This window comes from Paraburkholderia sp. FW306-02-B (genome assembly GCF_058782725.1).
Genome location: NZ_JBYSXZ010000002.1, coordinates 1639036 through 1655658 on the forward strand (window position 1 = coordinate 1639036; position 16623 = coordinate 1655658).

At 61.8% G+C, this 16623-nt stretch carries 19 protein-coding genes and 1 pseudogene; 13 read left to right on the forward strand and 7 right to left on the reverse strand.

The genetic code is table 11. From position 1 onward, the window contains the following. Nucleotides 1-119: 119 nt before the first annotated feature. The 3 genes and pseudogenes from AC3WOG_RS28500 to AC3WOG_RS28510 form a co-directional block, all read right to left on the reverse strand. Entirely contained in the window at nucleotides 120-815 is a 696-nt protein-coding gene (locus AC3WOG_RS28500; protein ID WP_492581172.1) for a glycine zipper 2TM domain-containing protein, read from the reverse strand. Nucleotides 816-1524: 709 nt separating this feature from the next. Continuing rightward, nucleotides 1525-1656: pseudogene (locus tag AC3WOG_RS28505) on the reverse strand (alpha/beta hydrolase); the annotation flags it as partial. Then, nucleotides 1652-2293 carry a GntR family transcriptional regulator gene (locus tag AC3WOG_RS28510; protein WP_492581173.1) on the reverse strand — a complete coding sequence of 214 codons (642 nt, stop codon included), beginning with the start codon at nucleotides 2291-2293 and terminating at the stop codon, nucleotides 1652-1654. The pseudogene AC3WOG_RS28505 and the gene AC3WOG_RS28510, both read right to left, overlap by 5 nt. 106 nt (nucleotides 2294-2399) lie before the next feature. Here AC3WOG_RS28510 and AC3WOG_RS28515 point away from each other — a divergent pair, with 106 nt between their 5' ends. The 10 genes from AC3WOG_RS28515 to dhaK all read left to right on the forward strand — a co-directional run bounded on the left by AC3WOG_RS28515 (nucleotide 2400) and on the right by dhaK (nucleotide 11580). Beyond that, nucleotides 2400-2876, forward strand: a complete 477-nt coding sequence (locus AC3WOG_RS28515; protein WP_492581174.1) for an OsmC family protein — start codon at nucleotides 2400-2402, stop codon at nucleotides 2874-2876. Between the two features lie 284 nt (nucleotides 2877-3160). After that, the gene (locus AC3WOG_RS28520) at nucleotides 3161-4180 is read left to right on the forward strand and encodes a LacI family DNA-binding transcriptional regulator (protein ID WP_492581175.1); all 1020 of its coding nucleotides are present in this window, start codon (nucleotides 3161-3163) and stop codon (nucleotides 4178-4180) included. Between the two features lie 114 nt (nucleotides 4181-4294). Further along, nucleotides 4295-5626, forward strand: a complete 1332-nt coding sequence (locus tag AC3WOG_RS28525; protein ID WP_492581176.1) for an ABC transporter substrate-binding protein — start codon at nucleotides 4295-4297, stop codon at nucleotides 5624-5626. Between the two features lie 76 nt (nucleotides 5627-5702). Next, entirely contained in the window at nucleotides 5703-6659 is a 957-nt protein-coding gene (locus tag AC3WOG_RS28530) for a carbohydrate ABC transporter permease (protein WP_492581177.1), read from the forward strand. Further along, on the forward strand, nucleotides 6656-7609 hold the full coding sequence (locus tag AC3WOG_RS28535; protein WP_492581178.1) for a carbohydrate ABC transporter permease: 954 nt from the start codon (nucleotides 6656-6658) through the stop codon (nucleotides 7607-7609). Before AC3WOG_RS28530 ends, AC3WOG_RS28535 begins: the two co-directional genes overlap by 4 nt. After that, nucleotides 7606-7800, forward strand: coding sequence for a hypothetical protein (locus AC3WOG_RS28540; protein ID WP_492581179.1), 195 nt, complete (start codon nucleotides 7606-7608; stop codon nucleotides 7798-7800). Before AC3WOG_RS28535 ends, AC3WOG_RS28540 begins: the two co-directional genes overlap by 4 nt. Nucleotides 7801-7804: 4 nt before the next feature. After that, nucleotides 7805-8908, forward strand: a complete 1104-nt coding sequence (locus tag AC3WOG_RS28545; RefSeq protein WP_492581180.1) for an ABC transporter ATP-binding protein — start codon at nucleotides 7805-7807, stop codon at nucleotides 8906-8908. Beyond that, a complete protein-coding gene (locus AC3WOG_RS28550; RefSeq protein WP_492581181.1) occupies nucleotides 8901-9947 on the forward strand; it encodes an ABC transporter ATP-binding protein in 1047 nt (348 codons plus the stop codon). The genes AC3WOG_RS28545 and AC3WOG_RS28550 overlap by 8 nt, the downstream gene beginning before the upstream one ends. Then, entirely contained in the window at nucleotides 9944-10576 is a 633-nt protein-coding gene (gene dhaL, locus AC3WOG_RS28555; RefSeq protein WP_492581182.1) for a dihydroxyacetone kinase subunit DhaL, read from the forward strand. Before AC3WOG_RS28550 ends, dhaL begins: the two co-directional genes overlap by 4 nt. Nucleotides 10577-10590: 14 nt before the next feature. Further along, nucleotides 10591-11580: a dihydroxyacetone kinase subunit DhaK gene (gene dhaK, locus AC3WOG_RS28560; protein WP_492581183.1), complete on the forward strand. Its 990-nt coding sequence runs from the start codon at nucleotides 10591-10593 to the stop codon at nucleotides 11578-11580. A 282-nt stretch (nucleotides 11581-11862) separates the two neighbouring features. Here dhaK and AC3WOG_RS28565 read toward each other — a convergent pair whose 3' ends face one another. Next, the gene (locus tag AC3WOG_RS28565) at nucleotides 11863-12096 is read right to left on the reverse strand and encodes a hypothetical protein (protein ID WP_492581184.1); all 234 of its coding nucleotides are present in this window, start codon (nucleotides 12094-12096) and stop codon (nucleotides 11863-11865) included. A 66-nt stretch (nucleotides 12097-12162) separates the two neighbouring features. After that, nucleotides 12163-12630, reverse strand: coding sequence for an Lrp/AsnC family transcriptional regulator (locus tag AC3WOG_RS28570; protein ID WP_341316068.1), 468 nt, complete (start codon nucleotides 12628-12630; stop codon nucleotides 12163-12165). Between the two features lie 154 nt (nucleotides 12631-12784). Here AC3WOG_RS28570 and AC3WOG_RS28575 point away from each other — a divergent pair, with 154 nt between their 5' ends. Further along, nucleotides 12785-13414: a LysE family translocator gene (locus AC3WOG_RS28575; protein WP_492581185.1), complete on the forward strand. Its 630-nt coding sequence runs from the start codon at nucleotides 12785-12787 to the stop codon at nucleotides 13412-13414. Nucleotides 13415-13427: 13 nt separating this feature from the next. Here AC3WOG_RS28575 and AC3WOG_RS28580 read toward each other — a convergent pair whose 3' ends face one another. Next, nucleotides 13428-13601 (reverse strand): DUF1289 domain-containing protein, encoded by a 174-nt coding sequence (locus AC3WOG_RS28580; RefSeq protein WP_492582479.1) that lies wholly within the window; start codon nucleotides 13599-13601, stop codon nucleotides 13428-13430. Nucleotides 13602-13748: 147 nt separating this feature from the next. Here AC3WOG_RS28580 and AC3WOG_RS28585 point away from each other — a divergent pair, with 147 nt between their 5' ends. Next, nucleotides 13749-14069, forward strand: a complete 321-nt coding sequence (locus AC3WOG_RS28585) for a YnfA family protein (protein WP_492581186.1) — start codon at nucleotides 13749-13751, stop codon at nucleotides 14067-14069. 84 nt (nucleotides 14070-14153) lie between these two features. Here AC3WOG_RS28585 and AC3WOG_RS28590 read toward each other — a convergent pair whose 3' ends face one another. Continuing rightward, nucleotides 14154-14663 (reverse strand): DUF1993 domain-containing protein, encoded by a 510-nt coding sequence (locus tag AC3WOG_RS28590; RefSeq protein WP_492581187.1) that lies wholly within the window; start codon nucleotides 14661-14663, stop codon nucleotides 14154-14156. A 313-nt stretch (nucleotides 14664-14976) separates the two neighbouring features. Between AC3WOG_RS28590 and AC3WOG_RS28595 the strand changes: the two genes are divergently transcribed. After that, the gene (locus AC3WOG_RS28595) at nucleotides 14977-16533 is read left to right on the forward strand and encodes a S53 family peptidase (protein WP_492581188.1); all 1557 of its coding nucleotides are present in this window, start codon (nucleotides 14977-14979) and stop codon (nucleotides 16531-16533) included. Nucleotides 16534-16623 lie beyond the last annotated feature (90 nt).

The following is a 16623-nucleotide window of genomic DNA, read 5'->3' on the forward strand; positions in this document are numbered from 1 at the left end:
AGGGCGGCTTAGGCTCGGTATGTACGCCACCATTGTCACTTGTGTAACCACTGGTAACATCACGGCCCGCCGCCCATAAGTTGCCCGTCGGGCCGCCCGACCCGGGCTCACGAAGCAGGTCACGAAGCCGTCAGGGAATCGCCGGAGACGTGGACGCGCTCGCCAACCTGTACGGCTGGTTGGGTCGGATAGTTGAAGTTCCGGTAGCTGCCGTCCTGCATGCGCACCTGTACCTGATAACTCGTCTGCTTGCGCACCGCGTGCTCGATGCCGTTACCGGCCACGCCGCCACCCACTGCCCCAGCAATGGTCGCCAGGACTTTACCGCGGCCGCCGCCTATCTGATTGCCGATCAGCCCGCCTGCGACCGCGCCACCCACCGCACCGAGGCCTGTCGTCGGCTCGGGTGCCTCGACTGTGTTGATCGCGACGACTTCTCCCGCGTACGGGTCGGCGACGGGTCTCGTCGACGCAGATTCCGAAGGCGCCTGATATCCCTGATTGTTCGAGTAGCGCGGCGCGTCCCCTGCCGTGGTGCTGTGCGTGTGATGGACGCGCGGCCGGGCAGGGGCGGCTTCCTGCGCCGTATGTTGTACCGTGTTCGCCGGGTTAGCGGCCAGCGGAGCGCTCGCAACCGGTGCCGCGACTGCTGCGACCGGCGGCGTGGGCGCCGTGACAGCGCGCGAGGTCGGCAGAATGCCGGTCATCGCCGCGATGCCGGTGGCGCTGGCGAGGATAACCGCCACCGCCGCGCCGGCGACCAGAGGATGAATGCGACTGCGCTGCGGGTTGCTGGGTGTGAGGTTCGTGTTCATTGTGGACTCCGCTGGTAGGTGTCTGCAATAACGCCGCAACACTGCGGGCGGTGCACTTGGCCAGCACGCTGCTTTGTAAGCATTTGTACAACTGGACGGCGCGTTTCCACGCATCGCTTGCGGCATGACACAAGCGATGCGAATGTGTTTTATGCGCGAACAATGCAGGGCGTGCCGCCGCCTTACTCATCGACCGACTTCACTCGTGAGCGTCATGTGCTCAACAGCATTACGATGTTGTGTGTGTCTGGCAGAGAATTCGACGGCGTGATGGAGTCGGCTATGAAGATCGCAAACAGTATTTTGGCGTCGGTTTTGGTTGTGTGCCTGTCGGGAGCTGCTTACGCTCAGTCAGGAAGCGCTACCCCCGGTGATATGAGCGGCGCCAATGGAACCGGCACAGGAACGGGCTTGGGAACCGGTGTGGCAGGCACAGGCCCGAGCGTAGGGCCGGCGCGCAGCACGACAGCGTTCGGCGGCGGGGTCGGCACTGGATCGGGCGCGCCTGCGGCCAACAACATGAGAGCAAATGGCACGAGCCTGAATATGAACCCCGATCCTCGAGCGCCTAACGTCGGGGGAAACGCGTTCGCACCGCCGCGATAGTCGGCTTGCCGTTGCCGGGTTCGCGCAGCGACGTGCGAACCCGGTTGTTTAGCCACGCACATATTACGGTTAACGCCGCGTTGCGCAGCGGCGAATGCGCGAGTCAATCCTGAGCGTGTTCAGACGCCTGCTCGATCAACGCGGCAACTTCCTTGGAACGCGACTCATACACCGAGTGACTCGCGCCCCGTACCTCAACCGTGTGGCTGTGCGCGGGCGTCAATATCTCGTCAGAGTTCTCCAACCAGCTGCAGAACAATCCGCTTTGCAGACGCGAGATGTTCCACGGTCATCGACCGCGCCAGGCGCGCATTGCCGGTCTGACACGCCTCGAGAATTTTCAGGTGCTCGTCCTGGAAGGCTTGCGTATCGGCGAGCAGCGTGGCTTGCAGTCGTTCATAGCGCTCAACCTGACCGCGCAACGCCCAAATTGCTTTGAGCTGACGGCTGTTGCCGCACGAGCGGTACAACAGTTCATGAAACTCGCGATTGAGTTCGCCCTGTCTCTGCGCCGTATCGGCTTCTCCTAGAAGCCGGTGAACGAGTTCCGCACGCGATAACGTTTCATTGTCCATGCGTTTCACCGCGCGGTAGATTGCGTCTCCCTCGAGCAACATGCGCAGACTATAAATCTCCTCCACGTCGGCCTCGGTGAGGGTTCGCACGACCGCACCGCGGTTCCGGAGGATTTCGACCAGTCCTTCGCCCTCCAGCCTTTGTATTGCCTCCCGCATCGGAACCCTGCTCACGCCAAATCGGTCGGCTAGCTCACGTTCGACTAGCCGTGCGCCGTCGCCCAGTTCACCCGCCGCGATCAGTTCGCGTAGTGAGATGGCGACTGCGTCGGCCGTTGAATCCAGTTTGGTTTCCATGTGCCTGTGTCCTTGTGATTTGGAATAATGGTATACCAAATGGCGGATGGCGTATAGAATTCGGGTGCGGGGAAGTGACGTCCGGTTCAACATCGAGGAGATTGGCATGGCGTACGGCGAGCACAAATATCAGGTAGCGGTGGAGTGGACGGGTAACCGCGGAAGCGGTACATCGGGGTACCGTGAATACGCGCGGGATCATGTGATCGCCGCGGGGACCAAGCCCGACATTCCGGGATCATCGGACCCGGCATTTCTCGGCGACGCCAGCCGCTGGAATCCGGAAGATCTGCTGGTCGCCTCGGCGTGCGCATGCCACAAGCTTTGGTATCTGCATCTTTGTGCCGATGCCGGCATCGTGGTTCTGCGCTATCGCGACAACGCCGAAGGCACGATGCTCGACGACCCGAAGGCGGGTCGCTTTTCGAAGATAATCCTGCACCCGCAGGTCGTCATTCAGGCCGGTGGCGATCCCAGCCTGGCCGAGCGTTTGCATCATGTCGCACATGAGAAGTGCTATATCGCGAATTCGGTCAACTTTCCTATCCTGTGTGAGCCGACAATCGAGACGGATGCGGTTTGACGCGTGCGTGACGGTTTTTTGGATTTTTGTGTGATAGGGCGGGAGCACTCAACAACAGCCGCCGCGATTGATTCGCGGCTATCGCCTGCATCTGGTAGAAATATCGCAGTCCCGCCGATTTCCTCTATTTTCCCACTTCGCAAGTCACTTTTCGCGCTCCTTGTGTGCAACGCACAATGCCATCAGGAATGATGGATTTATCGAAGTAAAAAAACTTGCATTCCGTGCAGAAAAAGCTACCTTGATTAAACAAAATGACTCTGGTTCGGCACCGGAGGAGACACATGCCGGCTACACGTATGATGATTGCGCGTCGTGCGGGCGTTAGCGTGGCCACGGTCGATCGTGTGCTGCGCGACGATCAGGCCGTGCGTCCGGAAACCGCTGAACGCGTTCACCTCGCGCTGGCGACGCTGCGCGACGAACGCGCGAGTCGCGGCCGCCCGTCGAAACTCAGTTCGTTTCGCGTCGCTTTCGTGCTTCCTCAAATCAACTCGCGCTTTCTCGATCATGTGGAGCGCAACATCGCGCTGTCCGCGAGCTTCTTTCGCGAACACCGGATCATCCCGTCGTTCTATCGCTGCGATTTCTCAAGCCAGCGCGATACCGCCGCATTCTCCGAGCAAGTGGTCGACTACGACGCACTCGTGCTCGTGCCGCTCGACTATCCGTGGGTCGAACGTCTGATCGAGGACATGAGCGTGGCGAACGTGCCCGTCGTCACGGTGTTCTCCGATCTGCCCGCGAGTCGCCGCGCCGCGTATGTCGGCGTCGATAACCGGATCGCCGGGCGCACAGCCGGTTTGTTGATGGGCCGCTTTCTCGGTTCTCGGATCGGCACGGTGGCGGTGCTGTCCGCATCGTCGCGCTTGCACGATCAACTGGAGCGGCGCACCGGCTTCTCGCAAGTGCTGGAGGAGGATTTCCGCAACCTGCGCTGGATCGCCGAGCCCGATTTTGCCGAAGACGACGACGGCGCAGGTCTCGCCGCGCAGGGCCTGCTTGCGCGTCATCCGGAACTGGTCGGCGTCTATGCAACCGGTGGCGGCATCTGCGGGATTGCGTCGGCGTTGCAGGAATCGGGCGACAAGTCCCGCCTCGTTCTGATTGGCCATGAGTGCACCGCGGAAACGCGCAGCCAGTTATCCGAGCGCGCGATCGATGTGATCCTCGATCAGGACGTGCGCGGCATTGTTCACTGGGCCGGTCTCGCGGCAATTAATTTTCTTAACGACGTGCGTGGCGCGCTTGCCATCCCAACGCCGGAAACCCGAATTTATCTTCGTGAGAATGCGCATGCCTGACGCTCGCGACACGCGGATTGCGGTCTGAATCCGCTGGAGCCGAAACACGGTGCCCGGCGCATGGGCGCTGTTCCATATCAGGTTGGAGACCCGGGAAAGACAAGGAGAAGACACATGTTTCGTCTTACGTCAGCAAGGGTAATGGCGGCAGCCATCGTATCGTTGGGACTCGGCATGGCTACGGGCGCGCAAGCACAGGGCAAGCAGTTGACCTTATGCTGGGCGGCGTGGGACCCGGCCAACGCACTCGTCGAACTGTCGAAGGATTTCACGAGCAAGACCGGCATCAAGATGAAATTCGAGTTTGTGCCGTGGACCAGTTACGCGGATCGGTTCATTAACGAGCTCAATTCGCACGGCAAACTGTGCGACCTGATCATCGGCGACAGCCAGTGGATCGGCGGCGCGGCGGTCAATGGGCACTACGTCAAACTCAATGATTTCTTCGCGAAGAACAAGATATCGATGAACGACTTCGTGCCGGCGACCGTGGTCGGTTATTCGGAGTGGCCGAAGAATACGCCGAACTACTGGGCGTTGCCGGCAATGGCCGATGCGGTCGGCTGGACGTATCGCAAGGACTGGTTCGCGCGCCCTGAGTTGCGTGCGGAGTTCAAGCAGAAATATAAACGGGAACTCGAACCGCCCACCACGTTGGACGAACTCAAGCAAACCGCCGAGTTCTTCCAGGGCCGCAAGATCGACGGCAAAACCGTGTACGGCGCCTATATTTTCACTGAGCGTGGTTCCGAAGGTATCACGATGGGCGTGACCAATGCGCTCTATAACTTCGGTTTCGAATACGAGGACCCCAAGAAGCCTTATCACCTCGACGGCTTTGTGAATTCACCGGGCGCGGTCAAGGGGCTGGAATTCTACAAGGCGCTCTACAAGTGCTGCACGGCGCCGGGCATGACCAACGCTTACATGCAGGAAGGACTCGACGCGTTCAAGTCCGGCCAGGTGGCGATGCAGATGAACTGGTTTGCGTTCTTCCCCGGACTCTATAAAGACCCGAATGTCGGCGGCGACAAGATCGGCTTCTTCGTCAATCCGCGTGAGTCGAAGCAATACACGCAGCTGGGCGGGCAGGGCATCTCGGTTGTCTCATACTCGGATCATAAGGACGACGCGCTCGAGTACATCAAATGGTTCGCGCAGCCCGAGGTTCAGCAGAAATGGTGGCAACTGGGCGGCTATTCGGCGGCCAAGTCCGTGGTGGATGCGCCGGACTTTCCAAAGAGCGCACCTTTTGCACCGGCTTTCCTGAAGTCGATGGCGATCGTGAAGGACTTCTGGGCCGAGCCCGCTTATGCCGAACTGCTGCTCGATATGCAAAAGCGCATCCACGACTATGTGGTGGCCGACAAAGGCACGGCCAAGGACGCGCTCGATCTGCTGGTCAAAGACTGGAACAAGGTCTTCAAGGCCGAAGGCAAGAACTAGCGTGTATCCGGACTGGACCGGCGGCGCCTGCTCGTGCATTTGCACATTGCCGCCGGTCCGCTTAAAGGAGTCAGGCATGTTGGCAAACAAGCCTTTTGCGTCGACGGGTCTCGAATCCGGCGCGCCGGCGCGCGTGCGCACGCGCCTGGCCGGCCTATCGGACAGAACGATAGCGTGGCTGTTCATTCTCCCTACGATCCTGTTGCTGCTCGCGATCAACATCTTTCCGTTGATCTGGGCATTACGTTTGTCGTTCACGAACTTCAAATCGAATATGCCGAGCATGCCGGCGCGCTTTGTCGGTATCGACAACTACGTCGACATTCTCACCGACGAAGACATCTGGTACGCGATGCAGGTCACAGCGCGTTTCGTGTTCTGGTCGGTCGGACTCGAAGTTCTTCTGGGCTTTGGCCTTGCGCTGCTGATCAACCGGCAGTTTCGCGGCCATAGTTTCTGGACCACGCTGATCCTGCTTCCGATGATGCTGTCGCCGGCAGTCGTCGGCAATTTCTGGACCTTTCTGTTGCAGCCGCAGACGGGTCTCTTTAACGACATCGTCGGCTTCTTCACCGGCATCGCGCCCGGCTCGTTCCAGATGATCGGCGACGTGTCGCTTGCGCCGTGGACCATCGTGATGGTCGACACCTGGATGTGGACGCCATACGTGATGCTCATCTGCCTCGCAGGTTTGCGTTCGATTCCCGACTACATCTACGAAGCAGCCGAAGTGGATCGCGCCACGCCGTGGCGGCAGTTCTGGTCGATCACGCTGCCGATGACCTTGCCGTTCCTGATGCTCGCCGTGCTGTTTCGCGGCATCGAGAACTTCAAGATGTTCGACATGGTGAATCTGCTGACCTCGGGTGGACCAGGTTCGGTAACGGAAACCGTGTCGATTACGCTAAAGCGCGCCGCGTTCGAGAAGTGGCAGACCGGCTATTCGTCAGCGCTGGCCATCATCCTGTTCGTGACGGTGTTCGGCGCGGCGAACATCTACGTCAAGGCGCTCAACCGGGTGAAACAGCGATGAGACCGACTACTACCCAACATTCGGTGGTGGCGTCGTCGGCGCGCGGCAAGCGGTTCGCCGCGGCGGCCGTCATCACCTATGCATTGCTCGCGACCTTGCCGATGGTCTGGATCTTCCTGACGAGCTTCAAGACGCAGGAAGACGCGATCGCCTATCCGCCCGTCGTGCTGTTTCAGCCGTCGATGGAAGGCTATGTGAATCTGTTCACGATCCGTTCGCGGCAGACGCCGGAGTTCATTGCCAGTTTGCCCCCCGCGCGGACCTGGTATGAGCGTGATGTGCGCAAGCGCAATATGGTGATCGCGGGACCTTCGAAGGTTTTGCCCCGTTTCATGAACTCGCTCGTGATCGGTTTCGGCTCGACTTTTCTCGCGGTGTTTCTCGGCACCCTCGCGGCTTACGCGTTCTCGCGTTTCAAGGTGCCGCTCGCCGACGACCTGCTGTTCTTCATCCTGTCGACGCGCATGATGCCGCCGATCGCGGTCGCGATTCCGATCTACCTGATGTACCGCGCATTGGGTTTGAGCGACAGCTACGTCGGCATGATCGTGCTGTATACGGCGGTGAACGTGTCGCTGGCGGTGTGGCTGCTGAAGGGTTTCATGGACGAGATTCCGCGTGAGTACGAAGAGGCGGCGCTGGTCGACGGTTATACGCGTTTGCAGGCCTTCGTCAAAGTGGTGCTGCCGCAGGCGATCACCGGCATCGCCGCGACCGCGATTTTCTGCCTGATCTTCGCGTGGAACGAGTATGCGTTCGCGTCGCTGCTGACGAGCGGCGATGCGCAAACCATGCCGCCGTTCATCCCGTTCATCATCGGCGAAGGCGGCCAGGATTGGCCGGCCGTTGCAGCGGCGACGACGCTGTTCGTGCTGCCGATCCTCATCTTCACTGTCGTGCTGCGCAAGCATCTGTTGCGTGGCATCACCTTTGGAGCGGTGCGCAAATGAAACGAGACGCCGTGTTGCCGCGCAGGCATTTTCTACGCCGTGGCTACAGCGAAGCCGCGTCGACCGCGCTGATCGGTCTCGGCATGGCGATGCTGGTGCAGCCGTTTTCGCTGGCGTTGTTCACGTGGTCGTTTCCGGTCGTCCTGGTGGGCGCGCTCGCGTTCGTCGTCACCAGTCATTTCCCGGACTGATGATATGTCCACGATCGTTCTCGCCAACCTCCACAAACGTTTCGACGACTTCGTCGCAGTGCGCGACACCAGTCTGACGATCGGCGCGAGGCGCTTTGTCGTGTTGCTCGGTCCGTCGGGTTGCGGCAAGACCACCACGCTGCGGATGATCGCCGGGCTCGAGTTGCCCACCTCCGGGCAAATCCTGATCGACGGCGAAGACGTGACGGCGTTGCGTGCGCGTCAGCGCGATATCGCGTTCGTCTTTCAGATGTTCGCGTTGTATCCGCACATGACCGTGCGCAACAACATCGCGTTTCCGCTGAAAAACGAGCACGTGTCGCGCAAGGAGATCGCGACCCGGGTCGATGCGGCCGCGCACATGCTGCGCATCGAGAGCATTCTCGATCGCAAGACCGGGGGGCTGTCCGGCGGCGACCGCCAGCGCGTGGCGCTCGGCCGCGCGATCGTGCGGCAGCCTAAGGCGTTTCTGATGGACGAGCCGCTCGGCACGCTCGATGCGGACTTCCGTGAGCTGATGTGTCTCGAACTGCGCAGGCTGCATAACGCGCTTGCCGCAACGACCGTCTACGTCACGCACGATCAGAGCGAAGCGATGGCGATGGCCGACGACATCGTCGTGATGAACAAGGGCGAAGTGCTGCAAGCGGGACCGCCGCATGAGATCTATCACTTTCCGGCGACAGTGTTCGTCGGCAACTTTATCGGCAGTCCGCCGATGAATTTCCTGCGGGTGGATGGCGGTATCGATGTGGGTCACGAAGAAGTAAGCCTGCATGGCGCACCGGTGCCGGTGCCACGGTGCGAGCAGGCCGCTGCCCGCGTGATGCTGGGGATCCGCCCGGAGCATGTCGTCATCGACGAACACGGTCCGCTGCGCGGCAAGGTTATCGCCGATGAATATCTCGGCTCGCATCAGGTGCTGGTGATCGAAACCGCACTGGGTATTGTGCGTGTGCGTGCGGGCAAGGACGACGGTTTGCCTGCCGGATCGCCGGTCGGTCTGTCGTTTCGCAAGGAACGCACGCTGCTCTACGACGCGCAATCGGGCCGCCTGCTGCCGGGCGCCGCTCCCACGATTCCCGCACACGGAGAAGCTCATGGCTGAAATCCAGTTGCGCAATGTGTCGAAACGCTTTGGCGACATTCTCGCTGTCGACGATCTTTCGATTGATGTGAAGGACGGCGAGTTCGTGGTGCTGCTCGGACCGAGCGGCGCGGGTAAGACAACTACGCTGCGCCTGATCGCCGGGCTGGAGCGGCCGGATGCCGGCGATGTCCTGATCGACGGCGCGATTGCAACGGGCGTGCATCCATCCGATCGCGATGTCGCGTTTATCTTCCAGCAGTACTCGCTGTATCCGCATCTGACCGTGTTCGGCAATCTGGCGTTTCCTTTGCGCTCGCCGAGAAGGCGCAGCAGCGAGGCCGAGGTGCGCGCGCGAGTTCACGCGGTCGCCGAGATGTTGCATATGGAATCGAAGCTCGACAACATGGCGACGCATCTGTCAGGCGGTGAAATGCAGCGTGTGGCGATAGGGCGCGCGCTCGTGCGGCAACCCAAGGCGTTTCTGATGGACGAGCCGCTTTCGTCGCTCGATGCGAAGCTGCGTGAGGAGTTGCGCGTCGAGCTCAAGCGCCTGCATCGCACGATTGGTGCAACGATCGTCTACGTTACACATGATCAGGTCGAGGCGACGACGCTCGCCGATCGCATCGGCATTCTCGAACATGGGCGTCTCGTGCAACTCGGCACACCGCGCGAGGTGTATGGCAATCCAGTGTCGCTAAGCGCCGCGCAGCGGCTCGGCTCCCCGCCGATCAACGTGCTGCCGCCCGCGCTGTTCGACTCGGCGCATATGCCGGCGGGCACGGCGACCGTCGCGATCCGCCCTGAGGACATCGTGCTGCATGAGGCGGATATACACGATCAGCGCGACATTGCGGGCGCCCAGGATGCAATGAATCTGAAGGTGCTCGAATATTCGCCGCTGCGCCACCTGCTGATTCTCGATCGCGCCGGAACTGCCGTGGTGGCGACAACGGTTGCGGAGCGCAATTTTTCGCCAGGACAATCGGTCGGTGTTTCGCTGCCGGCGCGCAGTCTTCTATTTTTCCGTGCCGACGGCAGGAGGATCCCGACATGAACGGCAAAACGGTCATGGCGTGCATCGACGCCGCCTATGCATCGCTGAAGGAACACACCGACGAGATCGCGTTGCTCGACCAGCAGATCGGCGATGGCGATCACATCTTCAATCTGCTGCGAGGCATGGAAGCGCTGCTTGCCGTGAGAGCGGATATAGAAGCCGAGGCATTCAGTCCCGCGCTCGAACTCGCGGCGTCGAAGGTGTTGTCGACGGTCGGCGGGTCGTCAGGGCCCTTGTTTTTCTCGTTGCTGAGCGGCATGGCGAAAGCGTCCGCGGGAAATACGTGGGACGTGGCCGGCTTTGCGCATGTCTTTGCTGCGGGAGTGGAGGCAGTCGGTCAACGCGGCAAGACCGGCGTCGGCAGCAAAACGATGATGGACGTGCTGATCCCGGTCGCGAGGCGCTTCGATGAACTCGCCGCGCAAGGGGCAACGGCCCGCGCGGTGCGCGAGGCGCTGCCGCAGGTCGCCGAGGAGAACATGCTCGCGACCCGCGACATGCTGGCGACCAAGGGACGCGCGTCGTTTCTCGGCGAGCGTTCGCGCGGACATATCGATCCCGGCGCACGTTCCAGTCAGATCATGATTGCGGCGGTATGCGCGCGGCTGGCGCAACACAACGAGTGAAGGAGCGAGAGACCGTGAAAAAATTTATCAACCATGTGGACGATTTTCTCGCCGAGAGTCTGGCGGGATTCGCCGCCGCGCACAGCGATCTGGTGGTGCTCAACAATGAACCCGTGTTCGTGCGCCGCAAGGCGTTGAAGCCCGGCAAGGTCGCGCTGATTTCTGGCGGCGGTTCCGGGCACGAGCCGTTGCATTCGGGCTTTGTCGGTTATGGGATGCTCGACGCCGCCTGTCCCGGACAGATATTCACGTCGCCGACGCCGGACCAGATGATGTCCGCCGCGAGGGCCGTCGATACCGGTGCGGGTGTGCTGTTCATCGTGAAGAACTACTCCGGCGACCTGATGAACTTCGAGATGGCGTCGGAGATGTCCGAGGTGCCGAACGCGATGGTGTTGATCAACGACGACGTGGCCGTCGAAAACTCGAGTTACACGACGGGGCGCCGCGGCGTCGCGGGCGCGGTGATCGTCGAAAAGCTGGTGGGCAGCATGGCCGAGAGCGGCGCGAACCTCGAGCAATGCAAGGCCTTCGGCGACCGGATCAACAAGCGCACCGCGTCAATGGGCGTGGCGTTCACCAGTTGCACGGTGCCGGCTGCCGGCACGCTGACGTTCAAGATCGGCGACGACGAAATCGAAGTGGGCGTCGGCATTCATGGCGAGCCCGGCCGGCGGCGCGCGAAGTTCGCGCCCGCCGACGCGATCGCGGGCGAATTGCTCACGGCGATCGCTGAAGACCTGAAACCGGCGGCTGATGCGGAGTTGCTGGTGCTCATCAATGGGCTCGGCGGCACGCCGCTCGGCGAGCTTTATCTGCTCTTCAACTCCACGCGTGTGTGGCTGGAGCAGCGCGGTCTGAAGATCGGCCGCGCGCAGGTCGGCGCATTGACGACTTCGCTCGAAATGGCCGGCGCTTCAATAACGCTGTGTGTCCTCGACGATGAGATGAAGCGCCACTGGGACAGTGCGGTGCATACGCCGGGATTGCGCTGGGGTATGTAGGGGAGGCGGATCGCTATTCGTGCGTCTGCAGTGACGCTACGGGAGAACTGTATTTTGCCGACGGCTCCTGCGTAAAAGTCGGCCTCGCGATGAACAATTTCTCCGTTGTGCTTTTCGCCGGCGAAGGTGGGATGGTTTCGGCTTTGCTTCATAGAGACGCAACTAACGGTCAAGCCCGCCGAGCCCCTCCAAATAACGCGGCGGCGCGCCAGGCGGAAACTTGAGACGACCGCCGCCCGCGTCCCCCGCAGCGGCTACGCAGTGAAGGGCCCGCTACGCCACTCAACGATTGCCGTCAAGCAGATCGCCGAGCAGGCCGTCGAATGCGGCCTGCGCGTCTTCGAGTTCCTGCAACGCGGCGTCGAAGGTTTGTAGCGCGAACTGCGAAGGCTTGCCGCTGCCGGCAGGCGGGAATTGCGATTGCAGCGAAGCAAATGCGGACTGCACCCGCCTGGTGGCGGTCAAGACGCGCTCCATCGCTACGGTTTCTTCGGCTCGCGCCTGTTCGTGATCCATGAAAACTCCGTGTTCGTCTGGTCGGCTCGCGCCGTGTCAAAAGGGATGACTATGCCACGACGGCATTCAGGACAGCGGCAAGCCGCCGTTGGCTTTCACTTCGCGCAACGACAACGCCGACTCCACCGACGTCACGCCCGGCAGGCTGCGCATCTCGTCGCGCATGAAGGTGCCGTAGTCGTCGAGATCGCGCGCGACGACCTGCAGGATGTAGTCCGCGCTGCCCGACACGTTGTGGCACGCCAGAATGCGCGGAATCGCCTGCACTTCGCGCTCGAAGCGGGTGGCTACGGCGCGGTCGTGCACCGCGAAGCGCACATAGACGAACGCCACCACGCCGAAGCCAAGCGCGGACCGCGACAGCATCGCGCGGTACTGATCGATATAGCCGTCGTTCTCCAGCCGCTTGAGACGGCGCGCGCACGGCGTCTCGCTCAGGCCGACCGTTTCGGCGAGCCGCGCATTCGACATGCGGCCGTCGCTTTGCAGCGCGGCGAGGATCGCGCGGTCTGTTTTATCGAGCTCGGTGGTCATCGCTTTTGGTCGTTGATTGTGGACTAGCGGGAAACATGGATTAAGAGGCGAATATTAGCGCATTCCTCCAAATGTTGTGGGTCAAAACATGTAATTCGCCAGCAAACCCTCCGTCGACGATAGCAACATAGAGGCCTTGAAACGCGAGGCTCCTATGATTTCCGCACATCTTCTGATTGTCTATATCGCCGCACTGTTCGTCGTCTACGCGGTGCCCGGACCGGACATGGCGCTGGTTCTGCAAACCAGTATTGGACGCGGCGTGCGCAGCGGCTTTGCTGCCGCCGGCGGCCTCGGGGTGGCGCGCGCGACGCACGTCACGCTCTCGGCATGCGGTGTGGCCGCGCTGTTGCGCAGCGCGCCGTGGCTATACGAAGTGGTGCGCTACGGCGGCGCGGTTTATCTCGCGTGGGTCGGCATCCAGATCTTTCGCTCGCCGGTGTTCGCGTTGCCTGAAAGCGGCGCGGCGAGCACCGGGTCACGGCCGTTGCGTGCCGATTTCACCAAGGGTTTGCTGACCAATCTGCTGAACCCGAAAGCGCTGCTGTTCTGCTCGGTGCTGTTGCCGCAGTTCGTGCGTCCGGAGGCCGGACCGGTGGCGTTGCAGATGATCGAACTGGGTCTGGTGCTGCTCGCCATCGGCGTGTGCTTCGATGTCATGTACGCGATCGGCGCCGCGCGCATCGCCGGCTGGATGCGCGCTCATCCGCTCGCGCAAACGCTGCAGCGCTGGACTTTCTCTGCGGCGCTGATCGGCTTCGCGCTGCGCTTGTCGCTGGACTGATCTTCCCCGCGGCTCACTTGCTCAGTTTATGCTCGCGCCGCGAGCGGTCCCCAATGATTGTCCGGCGATGCTTGTCTTTCATCTTCTTCCAGCTTTTGCATTCGTCGCGGGTGCGCAAACAGCCGATGCAGAAGCCGGTCTTGCCGTCGAACTTGCAGATGTCGATACAGGGTGATTCGATGCTCATGAGGTGCGGTGAATAGGGGATGGTTGCGGCGACTGTCGCATGGGCTATGCCCACGCGCAAAGCGATTGTGTTAATAAAGCCGATAGATGGACGCGCAAACGCATACGCACGCACGCGGCCGCTCAACCACTCGCTTCCTGTCTATCGATGAAAACTTTTCTGCTTTACACCGTAACCGCCGTTGCCGAAATTGTCGGTTGCTATTTGCCGTGGCGCTGGCTGAAAGACGGTGGCTCTGTCTGGCTGCTGGTGCCCGGCGCGCTCAGCCTCGCATTGTTCGCCTGGCTATTGACGCTGCACGGCACCGCCGCAGGCCGCATCTACGCGGCGTACGGCGGTGTCTACGTAGCTGTGGCGATTGTGTGGCTATGGTGCGTCGACAAAGTGCGCCCCACGCTGTGGGATGCGGCCGGCGTCGCATTCACGCTGGCCGGCATGGCGATCATCGCTTTCCAGCCGCGCGTTTGACATCGTTCATGCGATGCACATGTGCCCATCGCTTACCCATCGCTTACCCATCGCGCACCGCTCACGCAACCGCGCGCACGCCGCTCACTTGATGCCGCCCAGATAGTCGAGCTTGCCGAGTTCGACGCCGTTGTGACGCAGGATGTCGTAAGCCGTCGTGACGTGAAAATAGAAGTTCGGCAGCACGAATCCCAGCAGGTACGAAAGCCCTGTGAACTCGATCGGGCCGGTGCGCATTTTCAGCGTGACGCCCCGTTGTTCCGATCCGTCGATCTGTTCCGCATTGAATTCCTTCAGATAATCAATCGTCTTTTGAAGGCGAGCATGCAGTTCGTCGAAGGTCTGTTCGACGTCTTCGTACTTCGGCGCTTCAACGCCCGCGAGACGTGCGGCGCAGCCCTTGGCCGTGTCGCTGACGATATAGACCTGGCGCACTAGCGGCAGCATGTCCGGAGCGAGCCGGGCGTTCGTGAACACGGACGGGTCGATCTGTTTCTCGGCAGCGTGTGCTTCGGCTTTGCCGAGAATGGCTTGCAGGTTGGTCAGGCCGCGCACCAGCACGGGCACTGATGCTTGATACATCGAAATGGACATGATGTTCCTCTGATTCTTCGATCGTGCGCGCGGGCGGCGCGCGAGGCAATGTAACGGCTGGATTGCCGCTGCAGCATCATAGCGCGAGCGGTGCGAGATGCGAATTGACGAGGCGCGACGTTAGCCACTCGAACAACTGCCGCGCAAGCCGGAACTGTGATCGAATGCATTTGTCGGACGGCTTGACGGAGTTCTTGAAACAGCAATCCTCCGCAGGTTCGAGGTGGGGAGATTGTGCAGGCGCGTGCCGTGACTGGGTCTGCCTGGGTTTTCCAGCGGTCCGCGCCGTCACGCTAACAGGAGAGTCGGTACCATGGCCAACAAGCATCCGCTGCCGGGCAGCGAGCGCACGGTAGAGCAAGGTTCGAAAGTCGTAGGGCAATGCGATCCCGCTGAACGGATCGAGGTTTTCGTGATACTGCGCCGTCAGCAGCAAGCACAGTTCGATGCGTTGATGAGCAAGATCGAGGCGGGCGATCCGAGCGTCAAACCGCTGTCGCGTGAGGCGTTTGCAAAGGATTACGGCGCGGCGCCGGACGACATCGCCAAAGTGAAAGCCTTCGCAGATGCGCATGGCTTGACGGTGGCGCGAGAAGATCCGGTGGCGCGCTCAGTATTGCTGAGCGGCACGATCGCGCAATTCCAGATCGCGTTCGGTGTGCAGCTGCAGCATTACGAGCATCATTCGGCCGGCCAGTTCCGCGGCCGCACCGGCACGATCAGCGTGCCAGACGATCTGCACGGCGTGGTGGAGGCCGTGCTGGGTCTCGACAACCGGCCACAGGCGCGGCCGCACTTTCGCATCCGGCCGCCGTTCCAGCCGGCCAGATCGCCGCAGGCTTCCTTTACGCCGCCGCAGCTCGCGTCGCTCTATCAATTTCCACAAGGCGACGGCAGCGGTGAGTGCGTCGGCATCATCGAGCTCGGCGGTGGCTACGTCAGCTCCGACCTTAAAACCTATTTCGCGAGCCTCGGCGTCCACTCGCCGACGGTCAAGCCGGTTGGCGTCGACCAGGGCAGCAATCAGCCGACCGGCGACCCGAGCGGCCCGGACGGCGAGGTCACGCTCGACATCGAAATCGTCGGCGCGATTGCGCCGGGCGCGACGATCGCGGTGTATTTCACGCAGAACAGCGATGCCGGTTTCATCGACGCGGTGAGCCGCGCAGTGCACGACACGACCAATAAGCCCTCGGTGATCTCGATCAGCTGGGGCGGACCCGAGTCGAATTGGACCAGCCAGTCGCTGCAGGCTTTCAACAGCGTGCTGCAAGCGGCGGCGACGCTCGGCGTGACCGTGTGCGCCGCATCGGGCGACAGCGGCTCGAGCGACGGCCTGGGCGGCGGCGATCACGTCGACTTCCCGGCGTCGAGCCCTTATGTGCTGGCGTGCGGCGGTACGAGCGTGACCGCGTCGGGCACGTCGATCTCGCGCGAAGTGGTGTGGAACGACGGCCCCGGCGGTGCGGGCGGCGGTGGCGTGAGCCAGGCGTTTCCGGTGCCGGTGTGGCAAGGAGGCTTATCGTCGACGAGTTCTGACGGCAGCAAGACGCCGCTTAGCGGGCGCGGCGTGCCGGACGTCGCCGGCGACGCCTCTCCTGCCACCGGCTACAGCGTCTTGATCGACGGCACGCAAACGGTGGTCGGCGGCACGAGTGCGGTCGCGCCGCTATGGGCGGCGCTGATTGCGCGCATCAATGCGGCGAAAGGGCAGCCGGCCGGTTTCGTCAACCCGAAGCTGTATAAGGCCACGAACGCCTGCAACGACATCACGCAAGGCAACAACGGCAGTTTTGCCGCGTCGGTGGGCTGGGACGCATGCACGGGACTCGGCAGTCCCAATGGTCAGAAGGTGGCGGCAGCACTATAGTCTGATGAGCGGCGGTTCGGCTCGGGCGGTGGCATGGTGGTGGCCCGCTAAAGTGGTTGCGAGCCGTCTCCACGCCCGGTAACAACGAAC